Source organism: Nitratireductor sp., assembly GCF_017794765.1.
Classification (GTDB): domain Bacteria; phylum Pseudomonadota; class Alphaproteobacteria; order Rhizobiales; family Rhizobiaceae; genus Nitratireductor.
Genome location: NZ_CP051236.1, coordinates 3,303,215 through 3,315,627 on the forward strand (window position 1 = coordinate 3,303,215; position 12,413 = coordinate 3,315,627).

Annotated in this window: 15 protein-coding genes; 6 read left to right on the forward strand and 9 right to left on the reverse strand. The window is 59.5% G+C overall.

Going from position 1 to position 12,413, the window contains the following annotated elements; translation table 11 throughout:
* Positions 1 to 3: 3 nt before the first annotated feature.
* From ychF to HF949_RS15665, 4 genes are all read left to right on the forward strand, one after another.
* Positions 4 to 1,107: a redox-regulated ATPase YchF gene (gene ychF, locus HF949_RS15650; RefSeq protein ID WP_292896797.1), complete on the forward strand. Its 1,104-nt coding sequence runs from the start codon at positions 4 to 6 to the stop codon at positions 1,105 to 1,107.
* 86 nt (positions 1,108 to 1,193) lie between these two features.
* Positions 1,194 to 2,165, forward strand: coding sequence for a magnesium transporter CorA family protein (locus tag HF949_RS15655; protein ID WP_292896799.1), 972 nt, complete (start codon positions 1,194 to 1,196; stop codon positions 2,163 to 2,165).
* Positions 2,166 to 2,252: 87 nt separating this feature from the next.
* Complete coding sequence (locus HF949_RS15660; protein ID WP_292896801.1) at positions 2,253 to 2,720, forward strand: MaoC family dehydratase; 468 nt, start codon at positions 2,253 to 2,255, stop codon at positions 2,718 to 2,720.
* Positions 2,717 to 3,187, forward strand: coding sequence for a MaoC family dehydratase (locus HF949_RS15665; RefSeq protein ID WP_292896803.1), 471 nt, complete (start codon positions 2,717 to 2,719; stop codon positions 3,185 to 3,187). Before HF949_RS15660 ends, HF949_RS15665 begins: the two co-directional genes overlap by 4 nt.
* A 7-nt stretch (positions 3,188 to 3,194) precedes the next feature.
* Here HF949_RS15665 and HF949_RS15670 read toward each other — a convergent pair whose 3' ends face one another.
* From HF949_RS15670 to HF949_RS15695, 6 genes are all read right to left on the reverse strand, one after another.
* The gene (locus HF949_RS15670; RefSeq protein ID WP_292896805.1) at positions 3,195 to 3,746 is read right to left on the reverse strand and encodes an adenine phosphoribosyltransferase; all 552 of its coding nucleotides are present in this window, start codon (positions 3,744 to 3,746) and stop codon (positions 3,195 to 3,197) included.
* A 97-nt stretch (positions 3,747 to 3,843) separates the two neighbouring features.
* Positions 3,844 to 4,668, reverse strand: coding sequence for a cytochrome c1 (locus tag HF949_RS15675; protein ID WP_292896807.1), 825 nt, complete (start codon positions 4,666 to 4,668; stop codon positions 3,844 to 3,846).
* A gap of 29 nt (positions 4,669 to 4,697) precedes the next feature.
* Positions 4,698 to 5,981 (reverse strand): cytochrome b, encoded by a 1,284-nt coding sequence (locus HF949_RS15680; protein ID WP_292896809.1) that lies wholly within the window; start codon positions 5,979 to 5,981, stop codon positions 4,698 to 4,700.
* 23 nt (positions 5,982 to 6,004) lie between these two features.
* Positions 6,005 to 6,568, reverse strand: a complete 564-nt coding sequence (gene petA, locus HF949_RS15685; RefSeq protein WP_292896811.1) for a ubiquinol-cytochrome c reductase iron-sulfur subunit — start codon at positions 6,566 to 6,568, stop codon at positions 6,005 to 6,007.
* 270 nt (positions 6,569 to 6,838) lie between these two features.
* Positions 6,839 to 7,594 carry a class I SAM-dependent methyltransferase gene (locus tag HF949_RS15690; RefSeq protein WP_292896813.1) on the reverse strand — a complete coding sequence of 252 codons (756 nt, stop codon included), beginning with the start codon at positions 7,592 to 7,594 and terminating at the stop codon, positions 6,839 to 6,841.
* A gap of 97 nt (positions 7,595 to 7,691) precedes the next feature.
* On the reverse strand, positions 7,692 to 8,009 hold the full coding sequence (locus HF949_RS15695; protein WP_292896815.1) for a DUF6665 family protein: 318 nt from the start codon (positions 8,007 to 8,009) through the stop codon (positions 7,692 to 7,694).
* Positions 8,010 to 8,101: 92 nt separating this feature from the next.
* On the opposite strand from HF949_RS15695, the gene HF949_RS15700 reads away from it, so the two are divergent.
* A complete protein-coding gene (locus HF949_RS15700; protein ID WP_292896817.1) occupies positions 8,102 to 8,734 on the forward strand; it encodes a LysE family translocator in 633 nt (210 codons plus the stop codon).
* Positions 8,735 to 8,741: 7 nt separating this feature from the next.
* Here HF949_RS15700 and HF949_RS15705 read toward each other — a convergent pair whose 3' ends face one another.
* Both HF949_RS15705 and hemF read right to left on the reverse strand, forming a co-directional pair.
* Positions 8,742 to 9,623: an EamA family transporter gene (locus tag HF949_RS15705; RefSeq protein WP_292896819.1), complete on the reverse strand. Its 882-nt coding sequence runs from the start codon at positions 9,621 to 9,623 to the stop codon at positions 8,742 to 8,744.
* A gap of 113 nt (positions 9,624 to 9,736) precedes the next feature.
* On the reverse strand, positions 9,737 to 10,651 hold the full coding sequence (gene hemF, locus HF949_RS15710) for an oxygen-dependent coproporphyrinogen oxidase (protein WP_292896821.1): 915 nt from the start codon (positions 10,649 to 10,651) through the stop codon (positions 9,737 to 9,739).
* A 119-nt stretch (positions 10,652 to 10,770) separates the two neighbouring features.
* On the opposite strand from hemF, the gene HF949_RS15715 reads away from it, so the two are divergent.
* Positions 10,771 to 11,028: a hypothetical protein gene (locus tag HF949_RS15715; RefSeq protein WP_292896823.1), complete on the forward strand. Its 258-nt coding sequence runs from the start codon at positions 10,771 to 10,773 to the stop codon at positions 11,026 to 11,028.
* A gap of 234 nt (positions 11,029 to 11,262) precedes the next feature.
* Here the strand turns inward: HF949_RS15715 and HF949_RS15720 are convergent, their stop codons facing one another.
* Complete coding sequence (locus HF949_RS15720; RefSeq protein ID WP_292896825.1) at positions 11,263 to 11,709, reverse strand: tRNA (cytidine(34)-2'-O)-methyltransferase; 447 nt, start codon at positions 11,707 to 11,709, stop codon at positions 11,263 to 11,265.
* Between the last annotated feature and the right edge of the window lie 704 nt (positions 11,710 to 12,413).

The window sequence follows — 12,413 nt, forward strand, 5'->3', positions numbered from 1 at the left end:
GAAATGGGTTTCAAATGCGGCATCGTCGGTCTGCCCAATGTCGGCAAGTCGACGCTCTTCAACGCGCTCACAAAAACGGCCGCCGCACAGGCCGCCAACTACCCGTTCTGCACCATCGAGCCCAATACGGGCGAAGTGGCCGTGCCGGATCCGCGTCTGAAGAAAATCGCCGACGTGACCGGTTCCAAGGAGGTCATCCCGACACGCATTTCCTTCGTCGACATTGCCGGCCTCGTCCGCGGCGCTTCCAAGGGTGAAGGACTGGGCAACCAGTTTCTGGCCAACATTCGCGAGGTGGACGCCATCGTTCACGTGCTGCGCTGTTTCGAGGATGATGACATCACCCATGTGGAAGGCCGCATCGACCCGGTTGCGGATGCCGAAACCGTCGAAACAGAGCTGATGCTCGCCGACCTCGAAAGCCTTGAACGCCGCACCCTGCAGATGCAGAAGCGCGCAACCGGCAAGGACAAGGAAGCCCAGACGCTTCTGCCCATGATGGAACAGGCGCTGGCGCTCCTTCAGGAAGGCAAGCCCGTCCGCATGCTTCTGGACGGCATAGCGGCAGAGGATCTGAAGATCCTCCGCAGCCTCAATCTGCTTACCTCAAAACCTGTCCTCTATGTGTGCAACGTGGCGGAAGGCGACGCCGCCGAAGGCAATGCTCAAAGTCGGCGTGTCGAGGAGATGGCCAGGGCCCAGGGCGCGATGACCGTGGTGATCTCGGCTGCGATCGAAGCCGAAGTGGCCCAGCTTGCCGACGAGGAAGCGGCCGAATATCTGGAGGCCATGGGGCTGGAAGAGCCCGGCCTCGACCGTCTGATCCGAGCCGGCTACGAGCTTCTGGACCTGATCACTTTCTTCACCTCCGGCCCCAAGGAAACCCGGGCATGGACCGTGCAGAAGGGCGCCAAGGCTCCGCAGGCAGCGGGCGTGATCCACACCGATTTCGAGCGCGGTTTCATCCGTGCGCAGACTATCGGCTACGAAGATTTCGTGACGCTCGGCGGTGAAGTGGCGGCCCGCGAGGCCGGCAAGGCCCGCGACGAAGGCAAGGAATATGTGGTGACGGACGGCGATGTGATGCTGTTCAAGTTCAACACCTGACCCTCGCCGGCCCTGCAGGAACGGCTTGGTCTTGACGGCGCGACAATAGCCGGAAATCTTCGTTCCCGGTTTCAGGGAACGAAGCAATGATCAAGGCCTATAGTCTCCAGAACGAACGTCTGAATTCAGTCGCACTGGCATCGGTTGACCATGACGCGGTCGTCTGGATCGATATTCTTTCCCCCTCCCCGGAGGAAGAAAAGGCTGTCGAAGCATGGCTCGGGATCGCAATCCCGACGCGGGCCGACATGGAAGAGATCGAGATCTCAAGCCGCCTTTATAGCGAAGACGGGGCGCACTACATGACGGCGACCCTCCCGGCGAGTGCAGACGGCGACCAGCCGGAAATGGGGCCCGTTACCTTCATCCTCAGCCCCACAGGTACGCTCGTGACGCTTCGCTTTCACGAACCCAGTGCCTTCCAGATCCTCACCCAGAGAGCGGCAAAAGCTGCCCTTGGATGTAACAATGGCGAGGCAGTACTGATCAACCTGCTGGAAGTCATAACAGACCGGCTCGCCGACATTCTGGAAAGGGCGGGCCGCGAAATTCTGGAACTTTCAAAAGGCATCTTTCATCCTTCCGAAAAGAAGGCCTCCAAACGCGACCGCGACTTTCAGATCCTCCTCCGCCGGATCGGCCGCAAAGAGGATCTGATCTCAAAACTGCAGGATAGCCTTCTCACCATGCAGCGTCTTTCCGGTTTCCTGAGCGCGGTTTCGAGCCGCAGCGGCAAGGACGAACGCGCGCGCATCAAGACTCTTTCACGTGACATCGCCTCCCTTGCCGATCATACGACAGGGCTCTCACAGAAGATCGGTTTTCTGCTTGATGCGACCCTTGGCATGATCAGCATCGAACAGAGCGCCATCATCAAGATATTCTCCGTGGTGGCCGTCATCTTCCTTCCGCCGACGCTTGTCGCCTCGGTCTATGGCATGAACTTCGATATCATGCCGGAACTGCATTGGCCGCTCGGCTATCCCTTCGCCCTTGGGCTGATGGTGCTCTCGGCTCTTCTGCCCTTCTGGTATTTCAAACGACGCGGCTGGCTCTGACGTCCAGGCCCGGCAATCTTCTCCATCCGGTGCTTGAAGAATGCACTGCTTACAGCCATAAGGTTCAAGCCTGAACAGGATTGAACCATGACTGACAAAAAGTGGGCGTTTGAAGACCTTGAGCCCGGAGTGACCATTCCCTTCGGCGAAAAAACCGTTGGCGCCGAAGAGATCAAGGATTTCGCACGCCAGTTCGACGCGCAACCCATGCATCTGGACGAGGAAGCCGGCAAGGCAAGCATTCTGGGCGGGTTATCCGCCTCCGGCTGGCATAGCTGCGCCATCTTCATGCGCATGCTCTACGACGCGCTTCTGGTGGATTCCACGTCGCAGGGCTCTCCAGGCATCACGGAGGCCCGCTGGAAGCGTCCAGTGATCGCCGGCGACACACTGACGGGACAGACGACCGTGCTGGAACGCCGGGCCCTGAAATCGCGTCCCGGCATCGGTCTCGTCACTTTCCGCCACCTGGTCACCAACCAGCGCGGAGAAACGGTGATGGAAATGGAGAATCCGATCATGTTCAGAATGCGCAGTACGGGAGACGCAGCATGAGCCTCGATCGGTTTCTCCGGCTTGGCGAGACGGTGACGCTGGGCACCCATACATTTACGGCCGATGAGATCATTGCGTTCGGGCGCCAGTTCGATCCGCAACCCTTTCACACGGATGCAGAAGCAGCCCGCGACAGTGTTTTCGGCCGTCTATGCGCCTCCGGCTGGCATACATGCGCCATGTGGATGCGGTACAACCTGATCGGCATCGAACGCGACGCCTTCGGCCCATGGGAAGGACCTGGCGAAAAACCGAAATTCGGCCCCTCGCCCGGTTTCTCCAATCTGAAATGGCTGAAACCTGTCTATGAGGGCGACACGATCACCTTCACGCGGGCCGTAACCGGGCATCGCCCCCTGGCCTCACGGCCCGGCTGGCATCTGGTTTCGCTCGCCGCTGCGGCACACGGAGCGGATGGCGAGACGGTGATGAGCTTTGAGAATGGCGTTTTGATGAAATCCGGCTGAGCCGGACTCAGTCGCCCTCGAACGCGATCAGTGTGTGAACATCAACGCCAAGCGCCTCCAGCTTGGCCCGTCCGCCAAGGTCAGGCAGATCTATCACGAAGCAGGCTGCAACGATCTCGGCCCCCATCTGCGTGAGGAGCTTGACCGCACCTTCGGCGGTACCGCCCGTGGCGATGAGGTCGTCGACCAGGATGACCTTTTCACCCGGCGTCAGCGCATCCTTGTGCATCTCCATCTCGTCGATGCCATATTCGAGACTGTAGGCAACACGAACCGTATCGTGCGGGAGCTTGCCTTTCTTGCGGATCGGCACAAAACCCGAGGAGAGCTGATGCGCAATCGCTCCTCCAAGAATGAAGCCGCGTGCCTCGATGCCGGCGACCTTGTCGACCTTGGCGCCCGCATAGGGATGGACCAGTTCGTCAACGGCGCGGCGAAATGCGCGCGCATTGCCAAGCAGCGTCGTGATATCGCGGAACAATATGCCAGGCTTCGGATAATCCGGAATGGTGCGGATCGCGGAAAGAAGCGTGTCTTGAAGTGTCTGAGAAGCTGCCATGTACCCTGCCCCGGTTCAGATAGTTCTTGCCGCGTTGTGAAGCAAAAGAAAAGGGCGCTTCAAGCGCCCTTCCTGTTTTTGTTGCTCGGTCGGCGCCTTAATGGACGTCCGCCCAGATCTTGCGCTTGGTAAGATACATCAGTCCACCAAAGAGCAGAAGGAAGACCATGACCACAAAACCGGTGGATTTGCGGGCTTCCAGGTGCGGCTCGGCCGCCCACATGAGGAATGCTGCGACGTCACGGGAATACTGATCAACCGTCTCGGGCGCACCGTCATCATAGGTGACCATGCCTTCGGAAAGCGGAGGCGCCATTGCGAGCGAGGCCGAGGAGATGAAGTAAGGGTTGTAATAGGTACCCTCAGGGACCTCGTGCCCGTCAGAATCTTCCTCATAGCCCGTGAGAAGAGCATGGATATAATCCGGACCGGCTTCGGCATACTGGGTGAAGATGTCGAAGACGAAGGTCGGGAAGCCACGCTCGACGGCACGCGCCTTGGCGATCAGAGAAAAGTCCGGTGGAACCGCTCCATTGTTGGAAGCGGCTGCCTGCTGCGGGTTGGCAAACGGAGCCGGAAAACGATCAGACGGCTTTGCAGCGCGCATGAACATGTCGCCGGAATCATCCGGGCCGTCCTCGACTTCGTATTCGGCCGCGATCGCACGAACCTGAGCTTCGGAGTAGCCCAGATCCTCGAGATTGCGGAACGCAACGAGGCTCATCGAGTGACAGGCCGCACAGACCTCGCGGTAAACCTTGAAGCCCCGCTGCAGCTGCCCCTTGTCATAGGTTCCGAACGGGCCGGCGAACGACCAGTCCTGCTCGACCGGCTTCTTGATCGGATACTCGGCCGCGTTGGATGCCGTGACCGCAGCCAGGCCAAGGCCGAGCGCAGCCAATCCGTTGAGGATGCTTTTCATTGCGAAAATCCCTTTGCGCATTCTCTCGCTCAGCCCTTTGCCTGCTCTGTGGCCGGCGCGCCGGCGGACTTCTTCTCCAGCACCGCTTCCGTGATGGAATTGGGCAGGCGACGAGGCGTCTCGACCAGGCCCAGAACCGGCATGATCACGATGAAGAAGGCGAAGTAATAGAGCGTCGCCCCCTGGGCCATAGCCACGTAGATGCCTTCAGCCGGACGAGAACCAAGCCAGCCCAGGAAGATGGCATTGATGACAAAAAGCCAGAAGAACAGCTTGTACCAGGGACGATAAACGGCCGAACGAACCTTCGACGTGTCGAGCCACGGCACAACGAACAGAACCGCAATGGCACCAAACATGGCCAGGACGCCACCGAGCTTGGAATCGATCGGGCCTATGTTGAACGTGATGGCGCGCAGGATCGCGTAGAACGGCAGGAAGTACCATTCGGGAACAATGTGCGCCGGGGTCTTCAGCGCGTCTGCCTCGATGTAGTTGTCCGGGTGCCCAAGGAAGTTGGGGATGTAGAAGACGAAATAGGCGAAGAGGGCCAGGAACACGACCATCGCGAAAGCGTCCTTGACGGTCGCATAGGGCGTGAAGGCCACGGTGTCGGTCTTCTGCTTCACTTCAATGCCGGTCGGGTTGGTCTGACCGGTGACGTGCAGCGCCCAGACATGAAGCACGACAACGCCAGCGATCATGAAGGGCAGAAGGTAGTGCAGCGAGAAGAAGCGGTTCAGCGTCGGATTGTCGACCGCGAAGCCGCCGAGCAGAAGCTGCTGAATCCAGTCACCGACAACCGGGATGGCCGTGAAGAAACCTGTGATCACCGTCGCACCCCAGAAGCTCATCTGGCCCCAGGGAAGCACGTAACCCATGAAGGCCGTCGCCATCATCAGGAGATAGATAATGCAGCCAAGGATCCACAGGAGCTCGCGCGGCGCCTTGTAGGAACCGTAATAAAGGCCACGGAAGATGTGCACATAAACGGCGATGAAGAACATCGACGCGCCATTGGAGTGCAGATAGCGGATCAGCCAACCGGAGTTGACGTCACGCATGATCTTCTCGACCGAGTTGAAGGCAACTTCGGTGTTGGCGGCGTAATGCATGGCCAGCACGATGCCGGTCACAATCTGCGCGACCAGCATCAGCGTCAGAATGCCGCCGAATGTATACGCATAGTTGAGATTGCGTGGCACCGGATAGGCCACGAAAGAGTCATAGACCAGACGCGGAAGCGGCAAACGCGCATCCATCCAGCGGCCGAGGCCGGTCTTGGGCGTATAGGTCGAATGTCCAGCGCTCATAGAAAATCCCCTCTCGCCGAGCCTTAGCCGACCTGAATGACGGTGTCGGACACGAATTCGAATGTCGGAACCGCAAGGTTTTCCGGAGCCGGACCTTTGCGGATACGGCCAGCGGTGTCGTAGTGCGAACCGTGGCACGGGCAGAACCAGCCGCCGAAATCACCGGCCTGGCCGAGAGGCACACAGCCGAGATGCGTACAAACGCCGACCATCACCAGCCAGTTTTCCTTGCCCTCACCCGCGGAGCGGTCAAGGTCAGTGGCCGGTGCGTCCGCTGCGATATTGGCGTTGCGCGCCACGGGATCCTTCAGATCCTCCAGTGCGACAGCCCGCGCTTCCTCGATTTCCTTTTCCGTCCGGTTGCGGATGAACACAGGCCGGCCACGCCATTTGACGGTCAGGGACATGCCGGGCTCAACGCCCGACACATCGACCTGGATTGACGCCAGTGCGCGGGTGGAGGCATCGGGTTGCATCTGGTCGATGAACGGCCATGCAACACCAGCCGCACCGACGGCACCTGCAACGCCTGTTGCGACGTAAAGAAAGTCACGCCTTGTATGTTCGGTCGAATCGGTAGCGCTCACGGGACTGCGATCCTTTCACCTTGAGTCGGCCGGAGGGGACGCCTTATTGCGCTCGAACCCAAGCAAATTCCCGCGCATGACGGAAACTGCCCGGCTCTACCCCCGGCATTTTTCGATGGTTTCTATGCGCCACGCAGGAACTTGTCCAGACGGGGGCGACCCTACAGGGCAGATTGTCGCGGGGAAAACGCAGCGAATAAAGGTGACTTAAAAACTCTTGTTTTTCAATACAGATGCTTTGCCCGCGTTTTCTTCGACGATCTCCGGCACTCAACTCGGCGCGACTGCCTCGAAGGTGAAGATGGAAGCGCCCGGCGCCAAAGCGCTCTCGGTCCGATAGTCCGCAAAGACATCAACCTGGACGAAGCCGGCAGAGCGCAATGCCAGCTCGAACTCCAGGAGCCCCCAGAGACGCAGGTGAAAAAGCTGGATTTCGCTGGCCACGAGTCGGCCATCGCGCCAATGCTCGTAACGCAGCTGCGAAAGCGTTGTCTGGCGCTGGAAACAGGTCTCCACCCGGCTTTCGACGAGTGAAAGCAGGTCATCCCTCGTCTGCCAGTGCCGCGCCGCGAGCGCGGTGTCGGCGAGACATGCCAGTGCATCGAGATCGAGAATCAGCCGGCCGCCGGGGAGAAGCGCCTTGCGGAAACGCTCGAGCACGCTCAGCGCCTGCCGCGGCTCCGTGATCAACTGGAAGGAGCCTGCAGGAATAATGATGGCACCGAACCGCGTTTCGTATTCGAAATCCTCGAACCGCGCGATGTCGACGGGTGATGGCAGGCCGCGCGCATCGCACTCCCTGCGGCAGTAAGCCACCATCTCCTCGGACGCATCGAAACCTCGAATATCAAACCCCGCCTCCAGAAGCGGAATGAGAACACGCCCATTGCCCGCGCCAGGCTCCAGAATCGGACCGGTGCAACCGCTCAGGCGGTCCCGATAGAATTCTATGTCGCCAAAAGAACGTCCGATGGGCTTGTCGAGATGATAAACCCACGAGGCCAGCGTGCCGTAAGCATTTTCCATGGCGCCGTCTTTCCTGTCTGCCATTGCTGGCAGGCCAGTGCCACGAACCCCTGACCGCAGCAAGCGGGCCAGACAGCAGCATCCAGCAGGCCAGCGTTTAACGCGCCCCTAGACGCGCCAAAACCCGGGCGGGTATGGAGAGCTCGGCAATGACGTCGTCATGTCTGCGCAGGCCACAAAGCTCACGCTGGATGAAATAGAAGTGCACCGCTTCGGCGGCGGCGTGAAGACGGCGGTCCACATCCTTTCCATCGGCGGGATCTGCCGCAGCAAGATGGATGAGGGCCTTTTCCGCACGTCGACCGGCATGGCCGAGCGATGACGCCTGCTCGGCCACAATCTCGTTTTGAAGCACCGTATCGCCGCTGACGGGATGAACCATGAGGCCGGTCACGGTGCTGGGTGGTTTCAGCATGTCAGGAACCGCTCGTGTATCGCTCGACAATCAAAACGTTTGCCGAGTATTCTGCCGCCTCTCACAACCGCGTTCAACTCAGGGCACGAACCATGACGCTGATCGAGCTTGGAACCTTCACACTGGTTGCCGCACTTCTTGTCATGTCGCCCGGTCCGAATGGCGTGTTGATCGCCAAGACGGTCCCCACTTCGGGCAAAGCCGCCGGTTTTGCCAACATCGCCGGGTTCTTCGCAGCGTTCTACGTTCATGGCGCTTTGTCGATCCTCGGCATTTCGATCATTCTGGTGCAGTCAGCCCAGCTGTTCTTCATCGTGAAAATGCTGGGTGCGGCCTATCTCTGCTATATCGGCGTGAAAGCGCTGTGGCAGGCCTGGCACGGTTTGGCGGCACCGCTTGAGGTGTCACCTGCCAAACGCCGGCGCACACTCGTACGCGCGGCACTCGAAGGTTTTTTGACCAATGCGCTCAACCCCAAGGTGTCGATGTTCTACCTGGCGGCATTTCCGCAGTTCATTCCGGCCAATGCCGACGCCACCCTCTGGGCCTTCGCGCTTGTGGTGATTCACTCGCTTCTGAACATTGTGTGGTTCTCGTCGCTGGTGCTTTTGTTTTCAGGCCTCAAGTCGATCGGCAGCAATGTCCGCATGCAGCGCGGGCTGAAAGCGCTCACGGGAACGGTGTTTATCGGCTTCGGGCTGAAACTGGCGACCATGCGCCCATAGGGTTGTCTCAGGCAGCGCCCGCCTGTGCCAGTGGCGCGCGTTGCCTGACCTGGGTCAGCATGAGCCCGACAAGAACAAGTGCTGCAGCCACCATGCGCAACGGGCCAAAAGTTTCGCCGAGAAACAGGGCGGACGAGCTCATGCCGAAAATCGGCACCAGCAATGAAAATGGCGCAACCCGCCCCGCACCATAGGTTCTGATCAACATTCCCCATACAGCGAAACCGAAGATCGTTGCGGCGTAAGCGATATAGATAACCGCACCAACGCCGGTCCAGTTGATGCTGGACAGCGCGGCCATATCCGCCTCCCAGCCTTCGATCATGAGAGAAAGGGCAAATAGCGGGATCGGCGGGATGAGGCTCACATGGACCATCAGGCGAAACATGTCGACCTTGCCGGCCTGCTTCATCAGAAGATTGGAAATCGCCCACATGAAGGCGGCGGCGATCCCCAACGCCAGGCCCGTGATCGTGATGCTTGCGTCCACCGTCAGCGCGATCAGGGCAATCCCGCAAAAGGCGACGAAAATACCGAGAAGCTGCATGCGTTTCGGCCGTTCACCCAGCACGAACGCCGCAAGCATGATGGTGAAAAACGCCTGTGACTGAAGCACGAGCGAGGATAACCCGGCAGAAAGCCCGACATCCATGGCCAAGAAAAGGAGCGTGAACTTGACGATGCCCAGCACGACCCCAATGGCGATGACGTAGCGCCAGGCGATCACAGGTCTCGGCACGAAAAAGGCAAGCGGCAAAGCCGCCGCCGCAAACCGCAACGCGGAAAACAGTATTGGCGGAAAATTGTCGATGCCGACCTTGATGACGACAAAGTTGAAGCCCCAGACGGCAGTCACCAGAAGCGCCAACAGGATATGGGGCAGTCTCATGTACATTGTCCTCGGGCGGGGAAGAAGCCTTCGTTAAAGACCCCACCCGTTCACAACTTTCAAATCAAAAACACTGCCGTTTAACGATCAGCGAGATTGAACCTCACGCTGGCTTACGGCCACTTCACCTCGGGCGGCAGGCTGGACAGGATGGAATTCACATTGCCTCCGGTTTTGAGACCAAAGATCGTGCCCCGGTCATAGAGCAGGTTGAACTCCACATAGCGGCCACGCCGCACCAGTTGCTCCTCGCGGTCGGCTTCGGTCCAGTTCGTGTTGAAGTTCTTGCGCACCAGGTGCGGATAGACAACCGCGAAGGCGCGCCCCACATCGCGGGTGAAATCGAAATCCGCCTGCCACCCGCCCTTTTCCTCCGGTGAGCGCAGCCAGTCGTAGAAGATGCCGCCGATGCCGCGCGGTTCCTGGCGATGCGGCAGGTAGAAATACTCGTCGCACCAGGCTTTGTATTTTTCATAGTCGACGATGGCTGCGTGCCGCTCACAGACGAAACGCATGGCCTTATGAAAGGCCTCCGTATCCGGATCCTCCTGGGTGCGGCGGCGGTCGAGAACCGGAGTAAGGTCGGCCCCGCCCCCGAACCACTGGCTGGTGGTGACCACCATGCGGGTGTTCATGTGAACGGCCGGCACATGCGGATTCTGCGGATGGGCGATCAGCGAAATCCCCGAAGCCCAGAAACTCGGGTCGCGATCCGCCCCCGGTATTTGCTTGCGAAACTCGGGCGAGAACTCACCATGGACGGTGGATACATGAATGCCGACCTTTTCGAACACCCTGCCGTGCATAACCGACATGACGCCACCGCCGCCCTCCCCGCCCTCTCGTTCCCAGGGTGTACGCTCAAAGCGGCCGGGTGTGCGCGTAGACAGTGGACCAGTCAGCGCATCCTCAAGTTCCTCGAAGGCCGCGCAAAGTCTGTCGCGCAGTTCCTCGAACCAGGCGCGTGCAGCTGCTTTCTTGTCTTCAATGTTCTCCGGCAAGCCGGCAGGCAGGTCTGGTCGTTCCATTATCTTTCCTCTGGCCCGATCCTACGCGACGGTGCGGCAGGCGGACAGCCCTACAAATGACTCGCAATTTTCAACCGCGTTGCCTAAGCTTCTTATCCATCGGGTCAAGGAGTTCTTTTGTGCGAGTGCCCGCAAAACCACCGCTGGAGGGGCTGAAACGCAGCCTCGACAAACACCGCGCAAGGGCAAGCCGCCTGCCACGCGATGGTTTTTTGCGGGAGAGTTTTTCCCTACCCCGCGCGCAAGCCCGGGAAAAAGCGCGGGAATGGCTGGACCGCTGGCCCAAGCAGGCCTACTGGACCGAAATCGAGAGCTGGTGCGAACGGCCCGGTGACATGATCGAATTCACCATGCGCCGATTACCGAGCGCCGACTGAGTGATCCCGCCACTGGAAAGTCTCGCTCGCCAGTCCACATGGGTTGACTTAAAGCTGACTTGAACTTTTAGACATCCCTTTCCCGTCGAGGAAAGAGATGTGATGCCGCCCCAAAAAAAGTCATGCTCACAGGCCAGATGGCTGCGCCCCCCGCAGGTGCACAACGAACGATCTGGGCCTCTGATAGGCTGTCGGATTAATCGGAAACAGGTTTCGCTTCTTCGATTCGACGCCTCAGCGCAGCTGACGCATCGCCTCGCCGGCCGCCATGGCTGCGCTCATGGCCAGGTTGAGGCTGCGAGCCCCCTCGCGCATTGGGATCACCAGACGAGCATCGGCCGCATCGTGAACAAAATCCGGCGCGCCTACAGATTCCCGGCCAAAAAGAAGAATGTCGCCATTGGTAAAAGAAACATCCGTGTAAGATGTTTTGGCTTTCGTGGTGAAAAGCAGAAGTCGACGCTCTTCCTCCCTGCGCCAGCTTTCAAAAACCTCCCACGACGAATGACGGACCAGCGCAGCGCGCTCGAGGTAATCCATACCCGCACGCTTCAGGTTTTTGTCGGAAAGGTCGAACCCGGCAGGCTCGATCAGGTCGACGGTGAAGCCCAGGCAGGCGGCAAGGCGAAGTATGGCCCCGGTATTGCCGGGGATATCTGGCTGATAGAGCGCGATACGCATCTGGCTGTGTCTCTCGACATGGCTGGCTGTGGCTTTCCGGTTACACCCGGCAGCGAGCGAACAAAAGGGCACAAAAACAGGTGGCAGTTTCCTGCAACTGTGAGTATAAGCCCACCGTTGTCAACGCGAACCACAGGAGAAAAGCATGGATACGCATCGACACTACATGACTTGGCTCCGCGCCTTTGGCCTGAAGGCCTGACGGCGGACTCGGTTCGGCTCGCTCCCACTAATTTTTCAGGTAGCTACGCATCGCGGTCCGTCGGGATTTCCTCCCGCTTCTCAAGGACGTTCGCGATGCATAACCGCTTCCCCCGGCGGCCTTTCGGCCGCAACAACGACTTTGTCGTTCCGCAAACAGACCCAAGCCGCCCCACCCTGCAGGATCGCAGGCTGGAGGCCTGGGCAATGACAATCGGTGCAACAACCTTGCCCGATCGGCACGCAGACCGAAGGCGACCCCATCGAGGTCAGCTTCCCGACGTGGATATGAAATATTCCACGCCGGAGCGCCCCGCACTCTGGACGATGCTGCGAAAGCTGTTCCAGTGATGGGACATTTGTCGGCGCGGCATCCATCAGCGTCCGTCCCGCCACCCGGCGGGACGGGCCAAATTCGCCATTTTGTTCCGCAACCCCTGATAGGTGCAGCGTCTGAAAATAGTCTGGTCAAACCCGGCCATGGTGGCTATAAGGTGCGTCCT